Raw genomic sequence first — 25,610 nt, 5'->3', positions numbered from 1 at the left:
ATGGCTGTGTTAGAAGGCAGGCTGTTTTTTCTGGAGTGCCGGTGTGGAGTCCGAATCCATCGTTTATGGCTGCATCCGCGACTGGCCGTCGGATGCGCCCGAGCAGCGTCGTCTGCGCCGCGAAACCAATCATGCTGTGCTGGCCGAGTTGCCGTCGGGTGATCTCTGGCCTTTTCTTGGGCGCGAAATGTTCTCTTTTTGCGAACTGCCTGGGGCCGGTCTGTACCAGACGCAGGTAATTCACTTCGGTGCCAGCTACGGCGCCGTGGAGTACGAGTGGAACCTGTGGATCGAAGCCTTCGAGGCCCTGCTCAAGCGCCTGTATTGGGCCAGTGCGGTGGTACACCTGGAGACTGAACTCAACGGCGTGCACACCTTTCGTTGGGAGTCCGACAGTGGTTTTCACAGCCCGCAGGAAGGCGCGTTGCGCGTGCGCTGTGCCTGGGAGCGTGAAGGGATGCTACGCAGCTAACCTCTGGAGCGGATGATGCTCAACTACTTGCTATTTCTGCTGGCGGCTGTGTTCGAGATTGCAGGCTGCTACGCCTTCTGGATGTGGCTGCGTCTTGACCGTAGCGCTCTGTGGAGCCTGCCAGGCGTGCTTAGCCTGGCGTTGTTCGCGCTGATTCTGACGCGCGTTGAGGCATCTTTTGCCGGACGCGCCTACGCCGCTTATGGCGGTGTGTATGTCGTGGCGTCTCTAGCCTGGTTGGCGTTGGTCGAGAAGGCGCGGCCATTGGCCAGTGATTGGCTGGGGGCTGCACTGTGTCTGGCTGGCGCGGCGGTCATCCTGCTCGGGCCGCGTTTGCAGGGACCGTGAAAATACGTCCCTTATAAGCATTGGGATTAAAAAGTTCCCGTGTAACCAAATCTTTATATATCAGCAACTGGGCTGAAATAACCCCTCGCCAAGATTCCCCCCAACACGAACGAGCCCATCGCTCGGGTGTTTCAACACTTAAAGTCCAACAGGGGAATCCTCGATGATCCGTAAGCACTTTGCCGGTTTCGCAGCCAGCGCCCTGGCTCTGGCCGTTTCCGCCCAGGCTTTCGCCGGCACCGTCACCACTGACGGCGCTGACATCGTAATCAAGACCAAAGGTGGTCTGGAAGTCGCTACCGCCGACAAGGAGTTCGGCTTCAAGATCGGTGGTCGTCTGCAGGCGGACTACAGCACTTTCGATGGTATTTACACTGCCAACGGCGATAACGCCGATGCGGCCTATTTCCGTCGTGCCTTCCTTGAGCTGTCGGGCTATGTCTACAAGGACTGGGCATACGTGATGAGCTACGACTTCTCTCACAATGCTGGCAGCGCCGACGATGGCTACTTCGATGAGGCGTCCATCGCCTATACCGGTTTCGCGCCGGTTGCCATCAAGGTCGGTCGTTTCGATCCTGAATTCGGTTTGGAGAAAGCCACCAGCTCCAAGTGGGTGACCGCTCAAGAGCGTACGGCTGCATACGATCTGGTCGATTGGGCCAACAGCCATCAGAACGGTATGGGGATTCAGGTTTCTGGTACTGCGGGTGATTCGCTGTACGGCTCCTTCAGCCTGAGCTCCAAGGACCAGAACGATGTCGATGGCGACAGCACCAAGCAGTTCAACCTGCGTGGCGTCTTTGCTCCGATGCACGAAGCCGGCAAAGTCCTGCACCTGGGTGTGAACTACGCTCGTCGTGATCTTTCCGATACCGCATTCGATGGCCGTATCCGCAGCCGTCTGGGCATGCGTGGCGTGAGCACCAACGGTGGTAACGACGCCGGTGCCAACGGTAACCGCCTGGTACTCGGTGGCATCCAGACTTCGCCTGCCGGCTCTTACGACAACGACAGCGCGCTGGGTCTTGAAGCCGCGTTCGCCATGGGCCCGTTCTCGGTTCAAGGCGAGTACATCAAGCGTGACATGAAAGCCGACAGCTCTGCTTTCGACGATATCGAAGGCAAGGGCTACTACGCTCAAGTGGCATACACCCTGACCGGCGAAGCGCGTGGCTACAAGCTCGGCAAGTTCGACAGCCTCAAGCCGAACAACAAGCAAGTCGGTGCCTGGGAGCTGTTCTATCGCTATGACAACCTGTCGGTCGATGACGATAACGGTGCCCGCGCCAATATCGGTGACATCGAAGCCAAGGTGCATAACCTGGGCGTGAACTGGTACGTCAACGATTCCGTGAAAATCAGCGGCGCCTACGTCAAGGCCAAGGTGGACAACGCCACCAACGCCAATGCTGATGATGACGGCGATGGCATGGTTTTCCGTGCGCAGTATGTCTTCTAATAAATAAACGCTGTTTTACCCCTGTTGAACCCCGCCCTCGTGCGGGGTTTTTCATGTAGCGCTCAGTCTGCGCGAACCTTGGGTCAGCGTTTGCCGTGGGGGCACGGCGAGCTTTAAAGTGTCTGTTTTGGGGTTTGACCTATGCCCATTACGCTTGTCGACTCGCTCAATACGTTGTCTGCCGATAGTTGGGACGCCCTGGTGCCGGAGGCGCAGCCTTTCCTACGCCATGCCTTTCTGTCGGCGCTCGAAGACAGCGGCAGCGTGGGCGGTCACAGTGGCTGGCAGCCCTCGCATCGGCTGTGGGTGGACGAGCGCGGTGAGCTCCAGGCGGCGCTTCCGGCCTATCTCAAACAGCACTCTTACGGTGAGTATGTGTTCGACCATGGCTGGGCTGATGCCTGCCATCGCGCGGGTATTGCCTATTACCCCAAGCTGCTGGGGGCTGTGCCGTTCTCGCCTGTCAGTGGGCCGCGTCTGCTGGGTTCGGCGCAGGCCGCCACGCAGTTGCTTGTGGCACTGAGCAGCGGTTTGGAGGCTGAAGGGCTGTCGAGCCTGCATGTCAATTTTACCCATGCGGCGTGCGATCAGGTGCTGGAGGCGCAAGAAGGCTGGTTGCAGCGCCTGGGCTGTCAGTTTCATTGGCACAACCGCGGCTATCGCGATTTTCAGGACTTTCTCGATGCGCTCAGTTCGCGCAAGCGCAAGCAGATGCGCAAGGAGCGCGAGCAGGTGGCGGGGCAGGGGATCGATTTCGACTGGCGCCATGGCGCGCAGTTGAGCGAAGCGGACTGGGACTTCGTCTATCACTGCTACGCCAACACCTATCACGTCAGGGGCCAGGCGCCATACCTGACGCGTGCATTCTTCAGCCTGCTGGCCGAGCGTATGCCGGAAGCGATCCGCGTGGTGCTGGCACGTCAGCATGGGCGGGCGGTGGCCATGGCGTTCAGCCTGGTCGGCGGTGATACCTTGTATGGCCGTTATTGGGGGTGTTTGACTGAGTTCGATCGGCTGCACTTCGAAACCTGCTTCTATCAGGGCATGGCGTATGCCATCGAGTCTGGCTATCAACGCTTTGATGCCGGTGCTCAGGGCGAGCACAAGTTGATTCGTGGCTTCGAGCCCGTCATCACCCACTCCTGGCATTACCTCTGTCATCCCGGCCTGCGCGCCGCCGTGACGGACTTTCTCGAACAGGAGCGTGTTGGTGTGCTCGCTTATGCCGAGCAGGCCCGTGTTCATCTACCGTATCGGCAGGTATGATCGCGGGCCTCGGGCACTGACGAGACCGCCAGGGCGCGGCTTGATCTGCTGTAGCTCTGCCTCATCGTGCTGCTGCGCTTGGTTTTTCCGACGGCGCCAGGAGCGCTATCGCGCATGCAGCAGAAGTTCCCCTGCGCGGAGTTTTTTGCAATAACTCCAGAGTTTTTTGCAAGAAGCTCGCGCGCCTGAGCCTCTACATTCAGCCTTTCACTTTCAAGCGGGCCGTTTTTCGGGCGTCTGGATTGGTTGGCGCAGGATGCCGGGCTAGACCGAAAGAGGCCGTTTGCAGCCGAAACCCTGCACGTTACGGCGCTTCGGCTGCTGGGGAGCGTAGGGTGTTTACCGTACGTTGGCCTATTGGGGGGCAGATTGATGCATACGCCCGCCTGAAAGTGATTGGTGCCCGACGCTTGCCGCGTGCGAGTGAGCTTTTGCCAATCAGGGCATGGGGTGATCCCGATGCCGATAACAACAAACGAGAGGGGATAACCCCAATGACAGCTAGTACTCCAATGCTCGTCACCTTCGTGGTGTACATCGCAGCCATGGTGCTGATCGGCCTGATCGCCTATCTGCGCACCAAGAACCTTTCCGACTACATCCTTGGCGGTCGCAGCCTGGGCAGTTTCGTCACCGCGTTGTCTGCGGGCGCTTCCGATATGAGTGGTTGGCTGCTGATGGGGCTGCCGGGCGCCATCTTCGTGGCCGGCATTTCCGAGAGCTGGATCGCTATTGGTCTGGTGATCGGCGCCTACCTCAACTGGCTGTTCGTGGCCGGCCGTCTGCGTGTGCAGACCGAGCACAACGGCAACGCCCTGACCTTGCCGGACTATTTCACCAACCGCTTCGAGGATAACAGCCGTATCCTGCGCATCTTCTCGGCGCTGGTGATTCTGGTGTTCTTCACCATCTACTGTGCTTCGGGTGTGGTGGCCGGTGCTCGCTTGTTCGAGAGTACGTTTGGCATGTCCTACGAAACCGCACTGTGGGCTGGCGCCGCTGCGACCATTGCCTACACCTTCATTGGCGGCTTCCTGGCGGTGAGTTGGACTGACACCGTGCAGGCCTCTTTGATGATCTTTGCCCTGATCCTGACGCCGATATTCGTGCTGATCGGCACTGGTGGTTTCGATCCGGCGATGACGGCCATTGAGGCTGTCGATCCGAGTCACTTCGACATGCTCAAAGGCGCCACCTTCATCGGTGTGATCTCGCTGATGGCCTGGGGGCTGGGGTACTTCGGCCAGCCGCACATTCTGGCGCGCTTTATGGCTGCCGACTCGGTCAAGTCGATCCCGGCTGCTCGTCGCATTTCCATGGCCTGGATGATCCTGACCCTGGCCGGTGCCGTGGCCGTGGGCTTCTTCGGTATCGCCTACTTCTCGGCGCATCCTGATGTCGCCGGCCCGGTTGGTGAGAACCCGGAGCGGGTATTCATCGAGCTGGCCAAGCTGCTGTTCAACCCCTGGATCGCCGGTATCCTGCTGTCGGCGATTCTGGCGGCGGTGATGAGCACCCTGAGCTGCCAATTGCTGGTGTGCTCCAGTGCGCTGACCGAGGACTTCTACAAGGCCTTCCTGCGCAAGGGCGCTTCGCAGACCGAGCTGGTTTGGGTCGGCCGCGCCATGGTGCTGTTGGTGGCGCTGATTGCTATTGGCTTGGCTGCCAACCCGGAAAACCGTGTGCTGGGTCTGGTGTCTTACGCCTGGGCTGGTTTCGGCGCGGCCTTCGGCCCGGTGGTGATCCTCTCGCTGCTGTGGAAAGGCATGACCCGTAACGGCGCGCTGGCCGGTATGTTGGTGGGGGCTGCCACCGTGATCGTGTGGAAGAACTGGATCGGTCTGGGTCTGTACGAAATCATTCCGGGCTTCATCCTCGCTACGCTGGCCATCGTGATCTTCAGCCGTATCGGCCAGGCGCCGAGCCAGTCGATGCTCAGCCGCTTCGATCAGGCCGAGAAAGAGTACAAATCGGTATAATCGGGCCGTTGAACAAAAGGCGATGATTGCGCTGCAGTCATCGCCTTTTTTATTGGGCGCAGTAAAAACAGGACAGCTCCATGCACAGCAATGACCCCCTGCACGGCCTCAGTTTGCAGACCATTCTTACGGCTTTGGTTGAGCGCATTGGCTGGGAAGGGTTGGCCCGGCAGGTGGATGTGCGTTGCTTCAAGCATGAGCCGAGCATCAAGTCGAGCCTGACCTTCCTACGCAAGACGCCCTGGGCGCGCGCCAAGGTCGAGGCGCTGTATCTGCAGACATTCCGCTCGCTCAGTTGAGGGCGATGCCTAGTGCCTGTAATGCCTGGCGGTAGCGATTGCCGGCCATGCTCAGGCCGTTGTTATGGTTGGCGCCATTGATCAGCAACAGGCGTTTGGGCTCACTGGCTGCGGCGTACAACGCCTCACTGAAACGTGCCGGTACGAAGCGGTCATTCTGTCCATGGGCGATCAGGACTGGAACGCCGACATCGCTGATCTTGCTCAGTGAGTCGAACTCCTGCGACAACAACCAGTGCAGCGGCCAGGCGGTGTTGGTGACGGCCTGGGTTACCTCTGCCAGATTGGTGAAGCTGGATTCGACGATCAAACCGCCAGCCTGTGGTGTAGACGGCTCTTGTGCCAGTTCGTGAGCCAGGTTGACAGCTACCGCGCCGCCTAAGGAGTGACCGTAGATAAAGCGTTTGCCTGCATCGGGTTGCAGGCTGGCGAGATGTTCCCAGGCGATGCGCGCGTCCTGATAAACACTGCCCTCGGAGGGCAACTGCCCCTGGCTCTGGCCAAAGCCACGGTAATCGATGGCCAACACGGCAAAGCCCATGGCATGCAGGCGCTCAATGCGAAACAGTTGCCCGGTCAGGTTCCAGCGTGAGCCGTGCAGGTACAGCAGTGTTGGCGCATTCTCACGCGCGGCTGGCCACCACCAGGCATGCAGGCTTTCGCCGGGAGCCAGGGCTGATGATTGCAGTTCGCTTTCCTTCACCCCTACAGGCAGGCCGCTGAACCAGCGCGCGGTGCCAGGCTCGATGCGAAATACCAGCTTGCGCTCGGTTTCTTCCAGTTTGGCGCAGCCGATGGGTAGAACGATGGCCAGGCACAACAGAGCCAGCAGGCTCATGCGTCGGCGACGCAACAGGGTAAGCGCGGACATGGCGACTCCGAAAAGGGGCGAATGCGGAATAAGCGTGACCCTGGCAGGCGCATGTGCGCCTGACCAGTCGCCGAGAGTTACCGCGTATTACTGGCTGCTGGGCAGTGGTGTATCGGGCGCCTGGCAGTGTGTCGCGTTGCCTGCTTGCAAGTAGGGTGCAAGCAATGGCGCCATCCCTTTGAGCACCTGCACCGGCAACGCCGAGGTGAAGGTAAAGCGCTCGGCCGCGCGCCCCGGAACGAATGCCGTCAGAGTGCCGTAGTGATTGGGCCCGAGATAGAACACGAAGGTCGCGGTGCGGTTCATGGCGTGCGAACTCAACACGCGGCCACCAGCACCGACGCTTTCGATGCGATTGTCGCCTGTGCCGGTCTTGCCGCCGAGAGTCAGGGGTTGCCCATCGGGTAGTTGGAAGCTGCCCTGCAGTCGCCGTGCGGTGCCACCCTCGACGACTTGAGAAAGTGCGCCGCGCAGAGCCGCTGCCACTTCCGGGGCCATCACCTGGCGGGTTTGACCACCATCGTTTTGTAGGCGCGTTTCATAAGGGGTGTCTGCTGCAAAATGCAGGGCATCGACCCGTAGCACGGGCTGACGAATGCCGTCGTTGAGAATGATGCCCATGAGTTCGGCCAGTGCTGCCGGGCGATCTCCCGAACTGCCGAGTGCGGTGGCCAGGGATGGCACCAGATGAGCGAAGGGGTAGCCGAGTTTTTTCCAGCGCCGATGCAGGTCGGAGAAGGCTTCGACTTCCAGCATGATGCGAATACGACTGTCGCGGGCGCTCTTGTGGCGACTGCGCAGCAGCCAGCCGTACACCTCCTGGCGTTTGTCGAAACTGGCGGTCACCGCATCCTCAAAAGTGGCCTGTGGGTTATCGGCAAGAAAGCCCAGCAGCCATAGCTCCAGCGGATGCACACGGGCGATGTAGCCTTGATCCGGCAGGCTGTAGGCTCCTGGCCCGTAGGCGCTGTAGAGCTGGGCAAGACGTACCTCGCTGAGCGTCTCTTGTGGCAGTTGTGCGCGCAGGAAGGCGGCGAAGGTGGCGTGATCGGCCTGGGGTTGCAGGTAGCGGTGTATGGCCGCCAGGCGTACCGGCGTTTGCCGCAGGCCGCTGAGGAAGGTGTCCAGGCGTTGTTGTGCTGCCTGGCCCTGATACTTGCGCCAGAAGCGCAGAAGGAAGGTTCGTCCTTCGCGGTCGGCAAAGCGCTGCAGGTACTTCAGGCGACGCGGATCGCTGTCGTCATGCAGTAGCTCGGCGCTGTTCTGGTAGGTGCTGTAGCGCACCAAATCACGCATCAGGCGGACGAAGGGCAGATTGATCGATTCACGCAGGGCTTCGCGCAGCGTGGGGTTGCGCCCATTGTCTTCGCGGCGGAAGTTACCGAAGGTGTGAAGGCCTCCGCCGGTGAAGAAGCGCTCCTGCGGATTGGCCGAATAGCGCCGTTCCAGGGCTGCATCGAGCATGGCGGTCAGATCGGCGCCTGGATGGCTGCGCAAGTAATCGAGACTCCAGCGGCTCAGGTAATCCTGCTTGGCGATGTCCAGTGCATCCAGCTCGGCGTTGCTCTTGCCAGCGTAGCGCTGGTGCAGTTCAGCGATGATCTCCAGGTAGGTCGCCAGCACGCGCAGCTTGGCAGTTGAGCCCAACTCCAGTTTGCTGCCTTCGTTGATATCGAAGGGCTGGTCGGTGCTGTCGGTTTGTACACGAACCCGGCTGCCGTTTGGCGTGCGTTCGAAGAGGGTGAAGCTGTAACGCACTTCGGCGGTTTTCTCCGCTGACAGCAGGCGCTCGCCGAACAGGCCGATCTGGCCGGCAAAGGCTGGATCGGCCAGCCGTTGCAGGTAGGCGCTGACGGCTTGCTGTAGATCGCGCTGCAGAGTGCTTTGGGCGGTCAGATCAAGCCGGTCGAGGTCGTACAGTGGCAAGCCGAGCAAGGCGGAAAGACGAGAGCGCACCACGCTGATGCCTTTGTCGCTTTCCACCGTACGCAGGGGAGGCTGCAGTTCCCAGTCGCGATAGTGCATGGGCTGGCTCAAGGCGGCGTCACGCAGGGCGCTATCGATTACTCCCGCACTGGCCAGTAGGCGCAGGTGACTGTCGGTCAGCGCTTGCAGATCCTTGCGTCCCTGGGCCAGGTAGTAGGTGGGCCGCCGCTGGGCGATCATCAGAGCCAATACCTGGCGCAAGGCCAGACCGCGTTCGGCCAGGCTGGCCTGGGGCGTACGCGATGGATCGAGTAGCGCATTGACCTGGTCGAAATCGGCGCCGTACCAGATGCGCAGGCCATCGGCTACGCCATGCACCTCACCGTGTCCGGGGGCAGCCGATAACGGCACGCTGTTGAGGTAGTCGCGTACGATCAATTGGCGCGCAGCCAGGGTCTGCGGCCCTTGCTGATAGGCGCGGACGCTGGCAGAGACCATTTGCCGCAGCTTGTCGCCGGCTGACAGGGTGAGCCCATCGGGGGAATGTCGGTATTTCTCTAACTGCGTGGCCAGGGTGCTGCCGCCTGCCGACTGCCCTTCGAAGTCGAGGAACTTGCCCATCTGCGACAGCGCCGCCATGGCGAAACGAGGCCAGTCCACTGCCGGGTTGGCTTGAGGTTGATCCTGAGTGAGCAGGTGACGGTTTTCGATGAACAGCAGGCTGTTGACCACCAGCGGCGGGATCGCGGCAAAGTCTGTATAGCCCTGCCGTGGGTAGTGAAATGCATAGAACGGCAGGCCACGGCAATCAGTCAGGGTCAGGCCGACGCTGCTTTTCTCCTGGTAGGGCGGGAAGAAGCCTTGTTGGCTATAGCGCATCAGGGCAGGCGAGAAACGCACCTGTTCACTGATATGGAAGTCACGCTGCTGCAGGCGTTCGAGCAGCAATGGTAGGTAGGCATAGCCCTGGCGTTTATCGAATGGGCCGTCATGCGGGTAGTCAATGGCTGGGCTTGGGCCGGGTTGCAGCGCGTAAGTCAGTGTCGCGGCGTAACGGCTGATTTCGCGTGCCTGGAAGTGCGAGCTGCGCAGCTCGAAAACCAGCAGGCTGCTGCTGCCCAGCAAAAGGCTCGTCAGCAGCAGGTAAAGCAGCCATTTGCGGCGCCGTGTCGGCGACGGTTTGGCAATCCATGCATGCTGGTCAGGATCGAATGATTGCGCTGTACTCATCATCGCCCCCACTGCATGCCGGTTTGAGCGCACGGGACGCAACCTGTGAGCAAATGCTCGCCTGGTCGTTGATGACAGTCTAGATCGCGTCTGGCATCGTTGCCGGGCGATCATCTGCGTGGCGCCATGCCATTGCGGGTCGTGCAAACCATAGAATGTTTGGCAAACCCGTGTGCGGACGTGTGTATGCAGCGAGATCACCGTGAGCAACTGAGGATGAGTTGGCAGGCTAACGCCGATGCCTGGGCTGCCGCCGTGCGCGAGCAACGCATTGAGAGCCGACGCCTGGTGACGGATGCTGCGATCCTGCAGGCGGTGCTGGCCTTGCAACCGAGTCGTGTGCTCGACATTGGCTGTGGTGAGGGGTGGCTATGCAGAGGCCTGGCTGAGCATGGCATTACGTCTGTTGGCGTGGATGCTTCTGCCCCTCTGATCGAAAAGGCGCGTGCCGCCTGCAAGGGGGGCAGCCAGTACCGTGTCTGTGGCTATGCAGAGCTGCAAGGCCAGGCTGAGCAGTTGGGTCAGTTCGAGGTGTTGGTATGCAATTTTGCGTTGCTTGAGGAGCCACTCGATGCATTGATGCGCAACTTGCACCCGCTCCTGGCGCCCAATGGCTGCCTGTTGATCCAAACGCTGCACCCCTGGCGGGCGCGCCATGGCGAACCGTATCAGGATGGTTGGCGCGTCGAAGATTTCGTCGGTTTCGGTGAGGGCTTTCAGGCGCCTATGCCCTGGTTCTTCCGCACCCTGCAGTCCTGGCTGAGTTTGATTGCAGCCACCGGCTGGCGCCTGGAGTGGCTGCAGGAACCATTGCACCCGGAGAGCGTACAGCCGGTTTCCCTGTTGCTGTTGCTCAAACCACTGTAAGCCGCTTCAAGGGCCGTGCCCTCAGCGTGCCTCTGGGTCGGCTGCCAGCCTACCGGCATCATGCAAGAGCGCTTTGAGGAAGGCGTCCTGCAGCTCTGGATCGTTGCGCGTCAGCTCGATCAGGCTTTGTTCCAGCTCACTGGCTTCTTCCTCAAGGCCAAGGTCGGACAAGCGCTTGACGCGATGCACCCACTGCGCCACGTCGCCGCCTTCCAAGTCCTCGAAGATCAGATCGTGAGCTTCGTGCAGTTTGCCGCGCAGGGTATGGCTGACCACGAGATTGGCTTCGGCCTTTGCTTCACCTTGCTCGTCCTCAATGCTCAACTGCAGGCTGCTGATACGGCCAACATCCTGTTCGCTGAAAGGACTGTCCAACAGGTTCAGGCGTAGCACACCATTACGGTCAGTCAGTAGCTCGAACTGCTGTTGGCCGGCTGTGACCTGTACTGGGCGTTCGGCCCACGGCAGGTTGCTGTATTCCATGTGCCGATCCTGCTGCACTTCGTCGATGCTGGCCAGGTTCTGCTCGGCGCGACCGTTGGACTCCACGTTCATGAACGGGTTGAGGCCCGCCATGCCGTAGCTGATCCAGTCGCGCGTCGCGGTTTCCGGCAGGCTGCCGAGTAACGCCACGTTGAGCACGTTGGCGCCGACACCGGCGACCACAGCAACGGCGCCCATGGGCACTTCATAAATTTCGCGCCATGGCTGATAGGGGGTATAGCGGTCGTAGCGGCGAGTGACCTCGAAATCGGTGACTTCGAAGCTTTTTTGTTCATGCACACGAACGCGCCGTTGCGGCAACTCCAGCACCTTGGGTTCACCCACGTCGATCTGCAGGGTGTGATCCAGCAGTTTGCGCTCGACGCGCTCCTCATGCTCGCTGCGTTGCGGTAGGTGATTGGCGCAACCGCTGAGGAAAAAGGCGCCGCACAGGGCGGCGCCGATGAAACGAAGGTTGTAGCTCGTGTGCATGATGGCTCGACGGTGCGGTGTGATCAGCGGCTGATACGGGCTTGCAGGAAGGGCAGAACGTCGGCCAGGGCGATGGACTGCGGTTCGGTTTCGGCGCGGCTCTTGTATTCGAGGTTGCCCTCGGCCAGGCCGCGATCGCTGACCACGATGCGATGCGGAATGCCGATCAGCTCCATGTCGGCGAACTTGATGCCGGGGCTGGTCTTCTTGTCGCGATCGTCCAGCAGCACTTCGTAACCGGCAGCGGTCAGTTCGGCGTAGAGCTTGTCGGTGGCTTCGCGCACTTGCTCGGTTTCGTAGCGCAGTGGCACCAGAGCGATCTGGAAGGGCGCCAGGGCGTCGTTCCAGCGAATGCCGCGCTCATCGAAGTTCTGCTCGATGGCGGCAGCAACCACGCGGGAAACGCCGATGCCGTAGCAGCCCATGGTCAGGACTACCGGTTTGCCGTTCTCGCCCAGCACCTGGCAGTTCATCGCTTCGCTGTACTTGGTGCCGAGCTGGAAGATGTGGCCGACTTCGATGCCGCGCTTGATTACCAGCGTGCCTTGGCCATCGGGGCTCGGATCGCCTTCAACGACATTGCGCAGGTCGGCTACGGTCGGCACCGGCAGGTCGCGCTCCCAGTTGACGCCGAAGTAGTGCTTGTCGTCGATGTTGGCGCCAATAGCGAAGTCGCTCATCAGTTCCACGGAGCGGTCGATGATGATGGGCAGCGGTAGATTCAGCGGGCCGAGGGAACCTGCACCGGCACCGATGGCGGCGCGCAGCTCGGCGTCGCTGGCCATGGTCAGCGGGTTGGCGACCTGCTCCAGGTTGGCGGCCTTAATCTCGTTGAGCTCATGGTCGCCACGCACTACCAGGGCGATCAGCTTGCCTTCTTCGGCAGCATGCACGATCAGGGTCTTGATGGTCTTCTCGATCGGCAGGTTGAAGCCTTCGACCAGAGCGGCGATGGTTTTCGCATTTGGGGTGTCGACCAGGCGCAGTTCTTCGGTCGGTGCCGGGCGCACTTTCTCGCGCGGCAGGGCTTCGGCCTTCTCGATGTTGGCGGCGTAGTCGGAGCTGTCGCTGAAGGCGATATCGTCTTCGCCGGAGTCGGCCAGCACATGGAATTCATGCGAGCCAGTACCGCCGATGGAGCCGGTATCGGCCTGCACCGGGCGGAAATTCAGACCCAGGCGGGTGAATACGTTGCAGTACGCCTGATGCATGCGGTCGTAGGTTTCCTGCAGGGAAGCCTGGTCAGCATGGAAGGAGTAAGCGTCCTTCATGAGGAACTCGCGTCCGCGCATCAGGCCGAAGCGCGGACGAATCTCGTCACGGAACTTGGTTTGGATCTGGTAGAAGTTGATTGGCAACTGCTTGTAGCTGTTCAGCTCATTGCGGGCCAAGTCGGTGATGACTTCCTCGTGGGTTGGGCCGACGCAGAACTCGCGATCATGACGATCCTTGATGCGCAGCAGCTCGGGGCCGTATTGCACCCAGCGACCGGATTCCTGCCACAGCTCGGCTGGCTGGATGGCGGGCATCAGCACTTCCAGGGCGCCAGCAGCGTTCATCTCTTCGCGCACCACGTTCTCCACCTTACGCAGCACGCGCAGGCCCATCGGCAGCCAGGTGTACAGGCCAGAGGCCAGCTTGCGGATCATGCCGGCACGCAGCATCAGTTGGTGGCTGATCACCACGGCATCGGAAGGGGTTTCTTTCAGGGTCGAGAGCAGGAACTGACTGGTACGCATGTTTGGCCGTTCTGTCGATTACGAGGGCTTGGAGTAGGGCGGCATTGTACGGTGCCTATACAGTGGCGTACAGGACGCAGCGACGTTCATTGGGGGGAGGTATAGGGAGTGGCTAGAGTGAGGTGCAATCCCTGATTCAGGGTGCTCCCTCGATAGCCAAGGTTATCTGAGCATGATTGACTCGAAAAAAACTGTGTGCTTGACGTTTCTATATTGCCGTGAGTTTGCAAATGATACGAAAGCTACATGTATAAAGATTGACTTGTTAGGAAAAACTCGCAGGTATGTAGTTGCGATAATGTTTAATTGTTGAAGGGTGTATAAAAAATCCGATGCTTGTTTTCAAGCATCGGATTCTCTTTCTACCGATCAGGCGCACCTGAGACTTCTATGAAGCTTAGGCTGCTTGAACTAGCAACTTTGATCCTTACAGGACTTCCAACGGGTATTCAATAATTACGCGGAAGTCATTGTTGTCGGAACCATAGTTAGCATTCTGAATGCTATTGGCGCGATAGATGGCGCTACGAAGACGGAAGGACAGGTCTTTAGCTGCACCTTCCTGTATGACGTACTTGGTTTCGAAGTTGAACTCCTTCTCTTTGCCTTCTTCGGTGCCTGCGCCGTAATTGATGTTGTCGCCGGTGACATAGCGAGTCATGAAGCTCAGGCCGGGGACACCGTACTCAGCCATGTTGATGTCATATCGTACTTGCCAGGAACGCTCATCTTCGCGGTCAAAGTCAGAGTACTGAATGGAGTTAGCGAGGAAAATACTACCGCCGCCATCAACGCCGTAGGCGTAAGAAGAATTACCCGAAGAGCGCTGGTGAGCCAGGGTCAGCTTGTGTGCGCCGAAGGAATAAGCAGCAGCAAGGCTCCAAATCTTGTTATCGATATCGCCTGACAGTTTGCGACCGTCATCGTCGGTTTTGTAAGCGTTGAAATCAAAGTTCAGAGCCTGGCTTTCTGCTAGAGGCAGATTGTAGTTCAGGTTGACATACTTCTTCTTGAAGTGATCTTCGACATCCGACGCATGTACGCCGCCGCTGAAGTTTTCAGTGAAGCTGTAGTTGGCGCCAACGATATTTGCCTCAGTCAGCTCTCGGCCATCACGGCCTGTTCCTGTCTGGCGGCTGATGGCGGTGAAACGACCTGCTGTTAGCTCGAGGCCTTCAATCTCATTGCTGGTAATCAAGGTGCCAGTGGCTACTTCTGGAAGGATCCGGGCATCGTCAGTGGAGAAAACGGGGCTGGCTACAATCTGGTTGCCATACTTTAGTACGGTATCAGATACGCGGAACTTGATAGCGCCGCCGACTTCGCTTTGGGTGTCCTCGGCTTCACCTTCACCATTTCTGGAGAATTGGCCAATGCCGGCGCGGCCTTTACCTGTATCAAGCTTGATGCTGCTCAGGGAGTGGGCGTCAACACCTACGCCAACGGTACCTTGGGTGAAGCCAGACTCATACATCAGGCGAATACCCAGACCGAACTCTTCGCTGTAGCCATTACGTTTGGTCGAGGCTGAGTCTGTGAGGGTGCTTGCACCATTCTTGTAATCGCGGTTGTGGTACAAGGCACGGTTCAGGATATTGAAGCTGCTGTCTTCAATGAAACCGTTCGACTCGGACTGCGCGCTGGCGAAGGCCAGTTGGCTGGTGCCCGCAGCTACTGCCAGGGCGATTACGCTCCACTTCATCACTTGCATCGTGATTGCTCCTTTGGTTTGGAAGAGTTGCGCTGCCCACTATTTTGTTATATGGGCGGCTCTTTCTTTTTGTGTCGGCGCTAACTTATAGCACTCGGCCAATGTTGGCGATAGTTACAGTCTATCTCTGACGACTTCTTGAGGCTCATGTCGCATCGAGCTGGAAGAATGTCGCAAATGTATAGCTCTGCTTCTTGTGCTATGTCAGCCCGACGCCTTCGCGACTTGGTGGGTGCCAGATGCCGCTGTTATTGGTCGACTGCACGGCTTACCGAGCATTGCTGAGAGTGTTAGCAAGAGTCGTGCACAATTTCATCTTGGCGAGCTAATTTGTTGATTTTTACCGCTCTCTGTCTGCTCGGATGCACGTCTGGCTGGGGTTAGGCCCCGTGAGGCTTGGTCTAGGTTCGCTCGAACCTTGTTTTTCTTGGAGGCGGGAAGTCAGTTTGGCGCGCTGTCTTGAAGGCGCGTTGTCGGTAACGCATGGTGCCGGGTATTACGTTAGGAAACAAAATGGTGCGCGTCTATGCGGTGTGTTTGCTGGTGCGCCTCTATCTGGTGCGCGTTTTTCGGGTGCTCTGGCGGCGTGCTCTGCGTATGCTGCGCGACTTCTGATTGGGGTGTTCGCCCGCGCTAAGCTTGTGGCAAGGCTGTATAGGAGAGATGTCATGTTCACGCTGGATTCACGTTTGCAGCAGGACTGCCTGTTGGTTGGAGACTTTCCGTTGAGTCGCTTGTTGTTGATGAATGATGCCCAGTATCCCTGGTTCATTCTCGTGCCCAGGCGTGAGGAGGTTAGCGAGCTGTTTCAGTTGGATGCTGAGGATCAGCGTCAACTCTGGCTGGAGACGACGCTGCTAGCCGAAACGCTGAAGGATACTTTTGCCGCAGACAAGATGAATGTTGCGACGCTTGGCAATGTGGTGAGCCAGTTGCACATGCATGTGATTGTGCGCAAACAGGGTGATCTGGCCTGGCCTGCCCCGGTCTGGGGGCGGCATCCGGCTGTTGCTTATACGTCTGAGCAGATCGAGGTGCTCAAGCACAAGCTGCGCTTGGTGCTGACGGACAGCTTCCATTTTGCGGAGGATGTTGTATGAGCCTGGAGGCGCGCGTAACTGAGTTGGAAAGTCGTTTGGCGTTTCAGGATGACACTATTCAGGCGCTCAATGATGAGTTGGTCGAGCAGCAAAAGCGCATTGAGCGCTTGCAGTTGCAGCTAGCGGCATTGGCGCGGCGTCAGGAAGAGTTGCAGGGGCAGGTCGGTATCGTCGAAAGCGATGCGCCGCCGCCGCATTATTGATCAGCAAAGAAAAGCCCGCGTTTTTTAGCGCGGGCTTTTCTTTTCTAGCGTGCTATTTAGCGGCGCGCTGGAGCAGCGGCGATAACGTCTTCCGCCTGCAGGCCCTTGTCGCGTTGCATCACGGAGAACTCCACACGTTGGCCTTCGACCAGTACACGGTGGCCTTCTCCGCGAATCGCGCGAAAGTGCACGAAAATATCTTCGCCACAGTCGCGAGAAATAAAGCCGAAGCCTTTGGATGTGTTGAACCACTTCACGGTGCCGGTTTCTCGTTCCTCTTCCGGGGCGCTGATGCTTGGGGTTTGCACTGGCGCTTCGGTTTTGGGGGCGTTGGTGGTGCGCTCGCTGCGTGGAAGCTGGCTAATCAAGTGCAGTGCCACTGCGAGACTGGTAATCAGCAGGCTCAGCCAGATCGCAGGGTGGTTACCGATGCTTGGCAGGGGGGCGAGCAGGACCAGGGTTTGTAGTCCGGCTGCCAGAATTAGCAGGGTGCCTGCGACGCTTTGTAGTTGCTGGTGTTTGTGTGGGGCGCTTGGGGCAAGGGCGAGATTGAGCAGGGCGATCAAGGCCAAATACAGCGCATCTGGTGTGGCCAATAATCCTTCTGGTGCGCTTAGGCCGAAAAATAGAGAGAGTAGCAGGGCGGCAAGCCCCACCAGTAGGTGGGCGATTTTCAACATATTCAACGAGCTCACTGATTCAAGGGTGACATTACAGGTAATGGTATGGGTATGTGGCCGTCGCGGCGCGGGGCCATGTCGTCGCAGGTAGAGAGCGCGACGCGCGCGGCGTATTTAACAGCAAAGGTAGGGGCTACTCAAATCAAGCGCTTAGCATGCTTTCGCTGAGTAGTGGGTGAACCTGGTTACGACCGCCGCGCTTGGCTTGGTAGAGTGCGTCATCGGCTCGGGTGAGCAGGGTTTCGAATGTGTCGCCTGGTTCTGCCATGGCGACGCCGAAGGATGCGGTGATGCTGTCTAGAACCTGATCGGTGCTGCGTACCTTCACTCGCAGGGCCTGGATTTTGTTGCGCAAAAGGTCAGCAAAACGGTGGGCATCCTCGAAAGTGGCGCTATTGCGCAGTACCACGCAGAACTCCTCTCCGCCATAGCGTGCGGCGAAGGCGTGCGCTGGCAGTTGATCGCGAAGCAATTGTCCGACGTGTTGCAGTACGCGGTCACCCAGTGGGTGGCCGTATTGATCGTTGAATTGCTTGAAGTGATCGATGTCCAGTATGACCAGGGCCAGGCCTGTGCTGGATTCATCCAGTGCCTGATCCAGCAGGCGGGTGAAGGCGTGGCGGTTGAATACGCGGGTCAGGCTGTCCAGGGTCGCGGCGAGGTGGGCGCGTTCCAGTTGGCTGCGCAGGTGATGGATTTCGTTCTGTGCGGCGCGCAAACGGTAGAGAAATTTTTCTTGCTGATCCTGCATGAGCTGAGTGCTTTCCTGCAGGTCGTTGAGCACGTTGGGCAGGTCGTCGATGATTGGTTCCTGTAATGCGCTCAAGCCTTGCGCCAGGCTGAGTTGATAGTTCTGGCTGCCGCTTACACTACGCGAGACGTCATCTTCGATGTCATCGACCAGTTCGATGACCTGCTGCTGGTTGGCGCGTGCTTGTTCGAGCTCGCCGTGTATCACGTATTCACGAAACAGCTTGGTTGCGATCTCTGGCGGGAAGGCATCGAAGTCTTCGACCACTTTATCCAGGCGTCGATTGAGTTCAGGGTCGCTGCCTTTGCTGTAGCAATACCACAGTGCGTAATGCACGGGGTTAGGGGGGATTTCGTGGCGCACCATCAGGGGAACGGCTTGCTTTAGCAGTTCAGCCGCTTCGCGGGTTTCCTCGGGGAAGAGTTCGAGGACGGTTGGGGTCTTGGAGGGCGGGGGCATACGTGCACTGTGGCGTGGTCACTGTGTGTACAGCATAGATCAGTGCGCGTTGCAGGGCTATTGAAAAGGCCCGGCGAGCCGGGCCTTTATGTTAATCAGGCTGCAAGGAGGCTGCGTAGCATCCAGGCAGTTTTTTCATGAACTTGCATGCGCTGGGTGAGCAGATCTGCCGTAGGCTCATCGCTGACTTTGTCCAGCAGCGGGAAAATACCGCGCGCTGTGCGTACGACGGCCTCTTGGCCTTCAACCAGTTGTTTGATCATGCCTTCTGCGTTTGGCACGCCTTCTTCTTCTTTGATCGAAGATAGGCGTGCGTACGCAGCATAGGTGCCTGGCGCTGGGAAGCCGAGAGCGCGGATGCGCTCTGCGATTGCGTCTACAGCCAGGGCCAGCTCGGTGTACTGCCCTTCGAACATCAGATGCAGGGTGTTGAACATCGGGCCGGTCACGTTCCAGTGAAAGTTATGGGTTTTCAGGTAGAGGGTGTAGGTATCGGCCAGCAAGCGCGAGAGGCCTTCGGCGATGTCGGCGCGGTCCTGCTCGGCGATTCCGATGTTTATATCCATGGTTTTCTCCTTTCATGTGGCTCGGGAAATGGCTGTCCCGATTTTGCGCAAAGCCTAGCACGGTGGTGATTGAGTCCGTTTTGGCTTATATCAATTACATGAATATTCTGAGGCTATTAATAGCATCGAGTTCATTCTCGTCCTAAAAGCCTGGTCTGATGGTGCTTGGTCGCTTGCTAAATCATTTGTGCAAATGCGCTTCGGGTGCTGCCTTGCGGCTGCGTCGAGGCGATTTAGGCTATATAATCCCGCGCTTTGTCAAAGCTGGGTGCACGCCAAGCGTGCAGTTCGGCGCCAGCCCAAGCTCAAGCGAGCCGGGCGAGACCTGACCTGTCCAAGACCTTAGAGAAGCGAAACACGATCATGATGCGCAGCCACTATTGCGGCCAGTTGAACGAGAGCCTGGATGGCCAGGAAATCACCCTTTGCGGCTGGGTCCACCGTCGCCGTGACCATGGCGGGGTGATCTTCCTCGATATCCGTGATCGTGAAGGTCTGGCACAGGTGGTGTTCGACCCGGATCGTGCCGAGACTTTCGCCAAAGCTGACCGTGTGCGCAGCGAGTACGTGGTCAAAATCACCGGTAAAGTGCGTTTGCGCCCTGAAGGTGCGCGCAATGCCAACATGGCATCCGGCGCTATCGAAGTGCTGGGCTATGAGCTGGAAGTGCTCAACGAAGCGGAAACCCCGCCGTTCCCGCTCAACGAGTATACCGACGTTGGCGAAGAAACCCGCCTGCGCTACCGCTTCATCGACCTGCGCCGCCCGGAGATGGCCGAGAAGCTCAAGCTGCGTTCGCGCATCACCTCGAGCATCCGTCGTTACCTGGATGAAAACGGCTTCCTCGACGTCGAGACGCCGATCCTAACCCGCGCTACTCCTGAGGGCGCGCGTGACTACCTGGTGCCGAGTCGCACTCACGCCGGTAGCTTCTTCGCCCTGCCGCAGTCGCCGCAGCTATTCAAGCAGTTGCTGATGGTTGCTGGCTTCGACCGTTACTACCAGATTGCCAAGTGCTTCCGTGACGAAGACCTGCGCGCTGATCGTCAGCCGGAATTTACCCAGATCGACATTGAAACCAGCTTCCTCGATGAAGCGGACATCATGGGGCTGACTGAGACCATGGTGCGCAACTTGTTCAAGGAAGTGCTGGATGTCGAGTTCGGCGAGCTGCCGCACATGACCCTGGCCGAGGCCATGCGCCGCTTTGGTTCGGACAAGCCGGACCTGCGCATTCCGATGGAGCTGGTCGACGTTGAGGATCAGCTCAAGGATGTCGAGTTCAAGGTCTTCGCCGGCCCGGCCAACGATCCGAAGTGCCGCGTGACCGCGCTGCGCGTGCCGGGTGGGGCGAGCATGCCACGCAAGCAGATCGATGATTACACCAAGTTCGTCGGTATCTACGGCGCCAAGGGGCTGGCTTACATCAAGGTCAACGAGCGCGCTGCCGGTGTCGATGGTCTGCAGTCGCCGATCGTCAAGAACATCCCGCTGGACAACATCAACGTGATCCTCGATCGCGTCGGTGCGGTCGATGGCGATATCGTGTTCTTCGGCGCCGACAAGGCCAAGATCGTCTCCGAAGCGCTGGGCGCACTGCGCATCAAGCTGGGTCACGATCTGAACCTGCTGACCTGCGAATGGGCGCCGTTGTGGGTTGTCGACTTCCCGATGTTCGAGGAAAACGACGACGGCAGCCTGACCGCCATGCATCACCCGTTCACGGCGCCTAAGTGCACTCCGGCAGAGCTGGAGGCCAACCCGGCTGCCGCGCTGTCGCGTGCTTACGACATGGTGCTCAACGGTACTGAGCTGGGTGGCGGTTCCATTCGTATTCACGATAAGGCCATGCAGCAAACCGTTTTCCGTGTACTGGGCATCGATGAGGCTGAGCAGCAGGAGAAGTTCGGCTTCCTGCTCGATGCGCTGAAGTTCGGTGCGCCACCTCATGGTGGTCTGGCCTTTGGTCTGGATCGTCTGGTGATGCTGATGACCGGTGCGCAGTCGATTCGCGAAGTGATTGCCTTCCCGAAAACTCAGAGCGCGGCCTGCGTTATGACTCAGGCGCCGGGTGTGGTGGATGCCAAGTCGCTGCGCGAGCTTCACATTCGTCTGCGCGAGCAACCCAAAGCCGAGTGATAACCTGCTGCGCTTGGTCATGCTGCGTTGGAAAGAGGTTCGAAATGCTCATTTGCGTCAGCAAACTGCGCTTTCTCACTTCTTTCCGCCTTGCCTGACCTGCGCTCGCGACGGTTTTCATCTCGGCTTGCGCCGGTTGTAGTCTGTTTTGAAAAAGATGGAGTGAGTTATGGCTGGTCATTCCAAATGGGCCAATATCAAGCACCGCAAGGGTCGTCAGGACGCCAAGCGGGGCAAGATTTTCACCAAACTGATTCGTGAGCTGACGGTCGCCGCCAAGCATGGCGGCCCGATCCCTGCGGATAACCCGCGTCTGCGCTTGGCCGTGGACAAGGCGCTGACTAACAATATGTCGCGTGACGTGATTGATCGCGCCATCGCCCGTGGTGCTGGCAACAACGAAGCCGACAACGTCGTCGAGTTCAGCTACGAAGGTTATGCGCCGAGCGGCGTGGCGATCATCGTTGAAGTGATGACCGATAACCGCAACCGTACTGCGGCGGAAGTGCGGCATGCCTTCACCAAGTGTGGCGGCAATCTGGGCACCGATGGCTCGGTGGCTTATATGTTCGAGCGCAAGGGGCAGATCAGCTTCGCGTCAGGTGTCGATGAGGATGCCTTGATGGAGGCTGCGTTGGAGGCGGGTGCCGATGACGTGGAAATGGGCGAGGATGGCTCGGCGCTGGTGTCGACCAGTTTCACCGAGTTTCACGCCGTGAACGAGGCGCTGAGTTCGGCTGGTTTCAAGGGGGAAGAGGCGGATATCGCCATGATCCCCTCGATCAGTGCGCCAATTGGTGACCTAGAAACTGCGCAAAAGGTGTTCAAGCTGATCGACATGCTCGAAGACTTGGATGACGTGCAAAACGTCTACCACAACGCTGAAGTCTCCGACGAGATCATGGAGCAGCTCGGCTGAGTCGGCTCGTCGCCCGCATGCGTAGGGTGGGCTGGCGGTGATCCGCTTGGGTTCGTCATGCCAGGCGGTCTTGGTGGGCTGAAGCCCACCCTACGCCCACCCTACGCCTCCCACCCTGCGTTTGCTCTGCGGTTTTCTCGGGTTCTGCCAGTGCGTCACGAGTGACGGCGCATGTGGACGCCCGTATACTCGCCAACTGGATAAATAGACAGTTGCCGACATGACCCTCATCCTAGGAATCGATCCCGGCTCGCGTATCACCGGCTATGGCGTGGTACGCGATACCGGACGTGGCTGCGAGTACGTCGCCTCCGGCTGCATTCGTACTGGCAATGGGCCGCTTGCCGAGCGTTTGCAGATCGTCTTTCGTGGTGTCGGTGAGGTGATACGCACCTATGGCCCGGTCACCATGGGCATCGAGCAGGTCTTCATGGCGCGTAATGCCGACTCTGCGCTCAAGCTCGGGCAGGCGCGTGGTGCCGCCATCGTCGCGGGGATCGAGGCGGGGCTGGAAATCAGCGAATACACCGCTACTCAGGTCAAGCAGGCGGTCGTGGGCACGGGGGCTGCTGACAAGCAGCAGGTGCAGATGATGGTCATGCATCTGCTGGGGCTGGTGCAAAAGCCGCAGATCGATGCCTCGGATGCCTTGGGTATTGCCTTGTGTCATGCCCATCATCGGCAGAGTCTGATTCCTCATGGTCTGGCCAGCGCCAAGCGGCGCGGTGGTCGTCTTCGTTTATAACCTGCTAAGGAATTTCTGGTGATCGGACGTTTGCGCGGCACCCTGGCGGAGAAGCAGCCGCCGCATTTGCTTCTGGATGTGAATGGCGTCGGTTACGAACTGGAAGTGCCGATGACCACCCTTTATCGTCTGCCTTCGGTGGGTGAGGCGGTTACCCTACATACCCATCTGGTGATTCGTGAGGACGCGCACCTGCTGTATGGCTTCTTCGAGAAGCGCGAGCGGGAGCTGTTTCGCGAGTTGATCCGCCTCAACGGCGTAGGGCCGAAGCTGGCGCTGGCATTGATGTCTGGTCTTGAGGTTGATGAGTTGGTGCGTTGCGTGCAGGCGCAGGACACGGCGGCGCTGGTCAAGGTGCCGGGCGTGGGCAAAAAAACAGCCGAGCGCTTGCTGGTCGAGCTCAAGGATCGCTTCAAGGCTTGGGAGTCGATTCCGTCCATTGCACCCTTGGTGGTTGAACCTCAGCGGGCGCAGGCAGTCTCAAGCGCGGAGAATGATGCTGTTAGTGCGCTCATCTCTCTTGGCTATAAGCCGCAGGAGGCCAGTCGGGCCATCGCTGCCGTCAAGGAGGATGGATTGACCAGTGAAGATTTGATTCGTCGCGCATTGCGCGCAATGGCCTAATGGAAAGTAATCGATGATCGAAGCTGATCGCCTGATCACCGCTAGCCCGCGTGAGCGTGAAGAGCAGCAGGACAGAGCCATTCGCCCTCTGCGGCTGGCGGATTATATTGGTCAGCCTGTGGTACGCGAGCAGATGGGGCTGTTCATCCAGGCGGCGCGTGGCAGAGCTGAAGCGCTCGACCACACCTTGATCTTCGGCCCGCCGGGCCTAGGCAAGACCACTCTGGCCAATATCATCGCTCAGGAAATGGGCAGCTCCATCAAATCGACCTCGGGGCCGGTGCTGGAGCGACCGGGGGACTTGGCCGCGCTGCTGACCAACTTGGATAGTGGTGATGTTTTGTTCATTGACGAAATTCATCGCCTATCGCCGGTGGTCGAAGAAGTGCTGTATCCGGCCATGGAAGACTTTCAGCTCGACATCATGATCGGTGAGGGGCCTGCCGCTCGCTCGATCAAGCTGGATCTGCCGCCGTTCACCCTGGTCGGCGCGACGACTCGAGCTGGGATGCTGACCAATCCGTTGCGTGATCGCTTCGGTATCGTGCAGCGCTTGGAGTTCTACGGTATCGACGATCTTGCGACCATCGTTTCGCGTTCTGCCGGGATTCTCGGTTTGCCTATCGAAGCCAAGGGCGCCTACGAGATCGCCCGCCGCGCGCGTGGTACGCCGCGTATTGCCAACCGCCTGCTACGCCGCGTGCGAGATTTCGCTGAGGTGCGTGGCAATGGCCAGATTTCCCAGGCCACTGCCGATCAGGCATTGAACCTGTTGGATGTCGACGAGCATGGTTTCGATCACTCCGACCGGCGCTTGCTGCTGGCAATGATCGAGAAATTTGACGGTGGCCCGGTAGGGCTGGACAGCCTGGCCGCAGCCATTGGTGAGGAGCGTCATACCATTGAAGATGTACTGGAGCCCTACCTGATTCAGCAGGGCTACATGATGCGTACTCCGCGTGGGCGCGTGGTCACCCGACATGCCTATTTGCACTTCGGTCTGAACATTCCCAAGCGCCTTGGTGAGTCGTCGGCGCCTGACCTTTTTTCCACAGGTGAGCAATGACTAAAAAATTGTTACCGGCCTGGATTGGCAAGTCCAAGAGGCAGGCATAGAGTATGCGCGCGCAAAACGGAGTCCAGCCGTTCAGTTACCGCTGTCGGGTCTATTACGAAGACACTGATGCCGGTGGCATCGTCTACTACGTCAACTACCTCAAATTCATGGAACGGGCTCGCACCGAGCGCCTGCGTGAGCTGGGTTATGCCCAGTCGACGTTGGCCGGTGAGGGCTTGTTGTTTGTCGTGCATTCGACCGAGGCGCGCTACCACGCCCCGGCACGTTTGGATGACGAGTTGCTGGTCAGCGCTGATGTAATCGAATTAAACCGTGCCAGCCTGCGCTTTCGTCAACAGGTCAGGCGGGCCGCGGATGATGTGCTGCTCTGTGAGGGGCAGTTCCTGGTGGCCTGTGTGTGCACCGAAAACTTGAAGCCCCGAGCTATTCCCGAGTCGATGCGTAATGCATTGGCGGGGTCGCAGGTGCCAGATCAAATTGCAGCAGGAGAGTAAGCGTGGAAGCCAACGCCGTTGACCACATGTCGATGTGGAGTCTGATCAGTAACGCCAGTCTGGTGGTGCAGTTGGTGATGCTCACCCTGGTGAGTGCATCAATCATTTCCTGGGTGATGATCTTTCAGCGCAGTAACGCGGTGCGTGCAGCCAAGCGTGCGCTGGATAACTTTGAGGATCGTTTCTGGTCAGGCATCGATCTGTCCAAGCTCTACCGTCAGGCCGGTAGCAACCCGGACCCTGATTCGGGGCTGGAGCAAATTTTCCGCGCTGGCTTCAAAGAGTTCTCGCGTCTGCGCCAGCAGCCGGGCGTCGATCCTGGTGCGGTGATGGATGGTGTCGCTCGCGCTATGCGTGTGGCTATCTCCCGTGAGGAAGAAAAACTGGAAACCGCGCTGCCGTTCCTGGCGACCGTTGGCTCCACCAGTCCTTATATCGGCTTGTTCGGTACCGTGTGGGGCATCATGAACTCCTTCCGCGGTCTGGCTCAGGTGCAGCAAGCCACCCTGGCTACTGTTGCTCCGGGTATCGCCGAAGCACTGATCGCCACGGCAATCGGTCTGTTTGCCGCGATCCCGGCGGTGATTGCCTACAACCGTTTCTCCGCTCGTGGCGAAATGCTGATCGGTCGTTACTACACCTTCGCTGACGAGTTCCAGGCCATCCTGCACCGCAAAGTGCACACCTCGGACGAATAAGGCAGGGCT

24 protein-coding genes and 1 pseudogene are annotated in these 25,610 nt (G+C 59.0%); 16 read left to right on the top strand and 9 right to left on the bottom strand.

Features of this window, described 5'->3' with window-relative positions; genetic code table 11:
* The first annotated feature begins 43 nt into the window (after positions 1–43).
* The 6 genes from AERO9A_RS03525 (at position 44) to AERO9A_RS03500 (ending at position 5,826) form a co-directional block, all read left to right on the top strand.
* Positions 44–472: a hypothetical protein gene (locus tag AERO9A_RS03525; protein ID WP_159970518.1), complete on the top strand. Its 429-nt coding sequence runs from the start codon at positions 44–46 to the stop codon at positions 470–472.
* A 15-nt stretch (positions 473–487) separates the two neighbouring features.
* On the top strand, positions 488–820 hold the full coding sequence (locus AERO9A_RS03520; RefSeq protein WP_159970517.1) for a YnfA family protein: 333 nt from the start codon (positions 488–490) through the stop codon (positions 818–820).
* Between the two features lie 163 nt (positions 821–983).
* Positions 984–2,282, top strand: a complete 1,299-nt coding sequence (locus AERO9A_RS03515; RefSeq protein ID WP_159970516.1) for an OprO/OprP family phosphate-selective porin — start codon at positions 984–986, stop codon at positions 2,280–2,282.
* 141 nt (positions 2,283–2,423) lie between these two features.
* A complete protein-coding gene (locus AERO9A_RS03510; RefSeq protein ID WP_159970515.1) occupies positions 2,424–3,548 on the top strand; it encodes a GNAT family N-acetyltransferase in 1,125 nt (374 codons plus the stop codon).
* A 494-nt stretch (positions 3,549–4,042) separates the two neighbouring features.
* Complete coding sequence (putP, locus tag AERO9A_RS03505; protein ID WP_159970514.1) at positions 4,043–5,527, top strand: sodium/proline symporter PutP; 1,485 nt, start codon at positions 4,043–4,045, stop codon at positions 5,525–5,527.
* A gap of 80 nt (positions 5,528–5,607) precedes the next feature.
* Positions 5,608–5,826: a VF530 family DNA-binding protein gene (locus AERO9A_RS03500; RefSeq protein WP_159970513.1), complete on the top strand. Its 219-nt coding sequence runs from the start codon at positions 5,608–5,610 to the stop codon at positions 5,824–5,826.
* On the opposite strand, the gene AERO9A_RS03495 is transcribed toward AERO9A_RS03500, so the two are convergent.
* A complete protein-coding gene (locus AERO9A_RS03495) occupies positions 5,819–6,697 on the bottom strand; it encodes an alpha/beta hydrolase (RefSeq protein WP_159970512.1) in 879 nt (292 codons plus the stop codon). The two genes, AERO9A_RS03500 and AERO9A_RS03495, sit on opposite strands and share 8 nt — an antisense overlap.
* Before the next feature lie 87 nt (positions 6,698–6,784).
* On the bottom strand, positions 6,785–9,853 hold the full coding sequence (locus tag AERO9A_RS03490) for a transglycosylase domain-containing protein (RefSeq protein ID WP_178111088.1): 3,069 nt from the start codon (positions 9,851–9,853) through the stop codon (positions 6,785–6,787).
* 186 nt (positions 9,854–10,039) lie between these two features.
* On the opposite strand from AERO9A_RS03490, the gene AERO9A_RS03485 reads away from it, so the two are divergent.
* A complete protein-coding gene (locus tag AERO9A_RS03485; protein ID WP_159970510.1) occupies positions 10,040–10,720 on the top strand; it encodes a bifunctional 2-polyprenyl-6-hydroxyphenol methylase/3-demethylubiquinol 3-O-methyltransferase UbiG in 681 nt (226 codons plus the stop codon).
* Positions 10,721–10,741: 21 nt separating this feature from the next.
* On the opposite strand, the gene AERO9A_RS03480 is transcribed toward AERO9A_RS03485, so the two are convergent.
* The 3 genes from AERO9A_RS03480 to AERO9A_RS03470 all read right to left on the bottom strand — a co-directional run bounded on the left by AERO9A_RS03480 (position 10,742) and on the right by AERO9A_RS03470 (position 15,145).
* Entirely contained in the window at positions 10,742–11,695 is a 954-nt protein-coding gene (locus AERO9A_RS03480; protein ID WP_159970509.1) for a hypothetical protein, read from the bottom strand.
* A gap of 23 nt (positions 11,696–11,718) precedes the next feature.
* The gene (locus tag AERO9A_RS03475; protein WP_159970508.1) at positions 11,719–13,434 is read right to left on the bottom strand and encodes a proline--tRNA ligase; all 1,716 of its coding nucleotides are present in this window, start codon (positions 13,432–13,434) and stop codon (positions 11,719–11,721) included.
* Between the two features lie 427 nt (positions 13,435–13,861).
* The gene (locus AERO9A_RS03470; protein ID WP_159970507.1) at positions 13,862–15,145 is read right to left on the bottom strand and encodes an OprD family porin; all 1,284 of its coding nucleotides are present in this window, start codon (positions 15,143–15,145) and stop codon (positions 13,862–13,864) included.
* A 668-nt stretch (positions 15,146–15,813) separates the two neighbouring features.
* Between AERO9A_RS03470 and AERO9A_RS03465 the strand changes: the two genes are divergently transcribed.
* Both AERO9A_RS03465 and AERO9A_RS03460 read left to right on the top strand, forming a co-directional pair.
* Positions 15,814–16,245, top strand: a complete 432-nt coding sequence (locus tag AERO9A_RS03465; protein ID WP_159970506.1) for an HIT domain-containing protein — start codon at positions 15,814–15,816, stop codon at positions 16,243–16,245.
* A complete protein-coding gene (locus AERO9A_RS03460; RefSeq protein WP_159970505.1) occupies positions 16,242–16,448 on the top strand; it encodes a SlyX family protein in 207 nt (68 codons plus the stop codon). Before AERO9A_RS03465 ends, AERO9A_RS03460 begins: the two co-directional genes overlap by 4 nt.
* A gap of 56 nt (positions 16,449–16,504) precedes the next feature.
* Here the strand turns inward: AERO9A_RS03460 and AERO9A_RS22395 are convergent, their stop codons facing one another.
* The 4 genes and pseudogenes from AERO9A_RS22395 to AERO9A_RS03445 form a co-directional block, all read right to left on the bottom strand.
* Complete coding sequence (locus tag AERO9A_RS22395; protein ID WP_256665851.1) at positions 16,505–16,741, bottom strand: cold-shock protein; 237 nt, start codon at positions 16,739–16,741, stop codon at positions 16,505–16,507.
* Between the two features lie 129 nt (positions 16,742–16,870).
* Positions 16,871–17,128: pseudogene (locus AERO9A_RS22615) on the bottom strand (cold shock domain-containing protein membrane protein); the annotation flags it as partial.
* A gap of 142 nt (positions 17,129–17,270) precedes the next feature.
* Entirely contained in the window at positions 17,271–18,338 is a 1,068-nt protein-coding gene (locus AERO9A_RS03450; protein ID WP_159970503.1) for a GGDEF domain-containing protein, read from the bottom strand.
* Between the two features lie 95 nt (positions 18,339–18,433).
* Positions 18,434–18,904, bottom strand: a complete 471-nt coding sequence (locus AERO9A_RS03445) for a Dps family protein (RefSeq protein ID WP_159970502.1) — start codon at positions 18,902–18,904, stop codon at positions 18,434–18,436.
* A gap of 363 nt (positions 18,905–19,267) precedes the next feature.
* On the opposite strand from AERO9A_RS03445, the gene aspS reads away from it, so the two are divergent.
* The 7 genes from aspS to tolQ all read left to right on the top strand — a co-directional run bounded on the left by aspS (position 19,268) and on the right by tolQ (position 25,601).
* On the top strand, positions 19,268–21,043 hold the full coding sequence (aspS, locus tag AERO9A_RS03440) for an aspartate--tRNA ligase (protein ID WP_159970501.1): 1,776 nt from the start codon (positions 19,268–19,270) through the stop codon (positions 21,041–21,043).
* Between the two features lie 169 nt (positions 21,044–21,212).
* Positions 21,213–21,962: a YebC/PmpR family DNA-binding transcriptional regulator gene (locus tag AERO9A_RS03435; RefSeq protein WP_159970500.1), complete on the top strand. Its 750-nt coding sequence runs from the start codon at positions 21,213–21,215 to the stop codon at positions 21,960–21,962.
* A 220-nt stretch (positions 21,963–22,182) separates the two neighbouring features.
* Positions 22,183–22,707 carry a crossover junction endodeoxyribonuclease RuvC gene (gene ruvC, locus AERO9A_RS03430; RefSeq protein ID WP_159970499.1) on the top strand — a complete coding sequence of 175 codons (525 nt, stop codon included), beginning with the start codon at positions 22,183–22,185 and terminating at the stop codon, positions 22,705–22,707.
* Positions 22,708–22,725: 18 nt separating this feature from the next.
* The gene (gene ruvA / locus AERO9A_RS03425) at positions 22,726–23,331 is read left to right on the top strand and encodes a Holliday junction branch migration protein RuvA (protein WP_159970498.1); all 606 of its coding nucleotides are present in this window, start codon (positions 22,726–22,728) and stop codon (positions 23,329–23,331) included.
* Positions 23,332–23,344: 13 nt separating this feature from the next.
* Positions 23,345–24,397: a Holliday junction branch migration DNA helicase RuvB gene (gene ruvB / locus AERO9A_RS03420; protein WP_159970497.1), complete on the top strand. Its 1,053-nt coding sequence runs from the start codon at positions 23,345–23,347 to the stop codon at positions 24,395–24,397.
* Positions 24,398–24,450: 53 nt separating this feature from the next.
* Positions 24,451–24,903 carry a tol-pal system-associated acyl-CoA thioesterase gene (gene ybgC / locus AERO9A_RS03415; RefSeq protein WP_159970496.1) on the top strand — a complete coding sequence of 151 codons (453 nt, stop codon included), beginning with the start codon at positions 24,451–24,453 and terminating at the stop codon, positions 24,901–24,903.
* A 2-nt stretch (positions 24,904–24,905) separates the two neighbouring features.
* On the top strand, positions 24,906–25,601 hold the full coding sequence (tolQ, locus tag AERO9A_RS03410) for a protein TolQ (protein ID WP_159970495.1): 696 nt from the start codon (positions 24,906–24,908) through the stop codon (positions 25,599–25,601).
* The last annotated feature ends 9 nt before the right edge of the window (positions 25,602–25,610 follow it).

This window comes from Pseudomonas sp. 8Z (genome assembly GCF_902506535.1).
In the GTDB taxonomy this organism is placed as follows: Bacteria; Pseudomonadota; Gammaproteobacteria; order Pseudomonadales; family Pseudomonadaceae; genus Aquipseudomonas.
The sequence above is the reverse complement of the archived record's forward strand: the minus strand, read 5'-3'. Positions and strand labels throughout refer to the sequence as shown.

What these genes read in the sequence shown, in the direction of transcription:
- AERO9A_RS03520 (WP_159970517.1), top strand. Translation starts at nt 488, where the DNA reads ATGCTCAACTACTTGCTATTTCTGCTGGCGGCTGTGTTCGAGATTGCA.
- AERO9A_RS03515 (WP_159970516.1), top strand. Translation starts at nt 984, where the DNA reads ATGATCCGTAAGCACTTTGCCGGTTTCGCAGCCAGCGCCCTGGCTCTG.
- AERO9A_RS03510 (WP_159970515.1), top strand. Translation starts at nt 2,424, where the DNA reads ATGCCCATTACGCTTGTCGACTCGCTCAATACGTTGTCTGCCGATAGT.
- putP (WP_159970514.1), top strand. Translation starts at nt 4,043, where the DNA reads ATGACAGCTAGTACTCCAATGCTCGTCACCTTCGTGGTGTACATCGCA.
- AERO9A_RS03500 (WP_159970513.1), top strand. Translation starts at nt 5,608, where the DNA reads ATGCACAGCAATGACCCCCTGCACGGCCTCAGTTTGCAGACCATTCTT.
- AERO9A_RS03495 (WP_159970512.1), bottom strand. Translation starts at nt 6,697, where the DNA reads ATGTCCGCGCTTACCCTGTTGCGTCGCCGACGCATGAGCCTGCTGGCT.
- AERO9A_RS03490 (WP_178111088.1), bottom strand. Translation starts at nt 9,853, where the DNA reads ATGAGTACAGCGCAATCATTCGATCCTGACCAGCATGCATGGATTGCC.
- AERO9A_RS03485 (WP_159970510.1), top strand. Translation starts at nt 10,040, where the DNA reads ATGCAGCGAGATCACCGTGAGCAACTGAGGATGAGTTGGCAGGCTAAC.
- AERO9A_RS03480 (WP_159970509.1), bottom strand. Translation starts at nt 11,695, where the DNA reads ATGCACACGAGCTACAACCTTCGTTTCATCGGCGCCGCCCTGTGCGGC.
- AERO9A_RS03475 (WP_159970508.1), bottom strand. Translation starts at nt 13,434, where the DNA reads ATGCGTACCAGTCAGTTCCTGCTCTCGACCCTGAAAGAAACCCCTTCC.
- AERO9A_RS03470 (WP_159970507.1), bottom strand. Translation starts at nt 15,145, where the DNA reads ATGCAAGTGATGAAGTGGAGCGTAATCGCCCTGGCAGTAGCTGCGGGC.
- AERO9A_RS03465 (WP_159970506.1), top strand. Translation starts at nt 15,814, where the DNA reads ATGTTCACGCTGGATTCACGTTTGCAGCAGGACTGCCTGTTGGTTGGA.
- AERO9A_RS03460 (WP_159970505.1), top strand. Translation starts at nt 16,242, where the DNA reads ATGAGCCTGGAGGCGCGCGTAACTGAGTTGGAAAGTCGTTTGGCGTTT.
- AERO9A_RS03450 (WP_159970503.1), bottom strand. Translation starts at nt 18,338, where the DNA reads ATGCCCCCGCCCTCCAAGACCCCAACCGTCCTCGAACTCTTCCCCGAG.
- AERO9A_RS03445 (WP_159970502.1), bottom strand. Translation starts at nt 18,904, where the DNA reads ATGGATATAAACATCGGAATCGCCGAGCAGGACCGCGCCGACATCGCC.
- aspS (WP_159970501.1), top strand. Translation starts at nt 19,268, where the DNA reads ATGATGCGCAGCCACTATTGCGGCCAGTTGAACGAGAGCCTGGATGGC.
- AERO9A_RS03435 (WP_159970500.1), top strand. Translation starts at nt 21,213, where the DNA reads ATGGCTGGTCATTCCAAATGGGCCAATATCAAGCACCGCAAGGGTCGT.
- ruvC (WP_159970499.1), top strand. Translation starts at nt 22,183, where the DNA reads ATGACCCTCATCCTAGGAATCGATCCCGGCTCGCGTATCACCGGCTAT.
- ruvB (WP_159970497.1), top strand. Translation starts at nt 23,345, where the DNA reads ATGATCGAAGCTGATCGCCTGATCACCGCTAGCCCGCGTGAGCGTGAA.
- ybgC (WP_159970496.1), top strand. Translation starts at nt 24,451, where the DNA reads ATGCGCGCGCAAAACGGAGTCCAGCCGTTCAGTTACCGCTGTCGGGTC.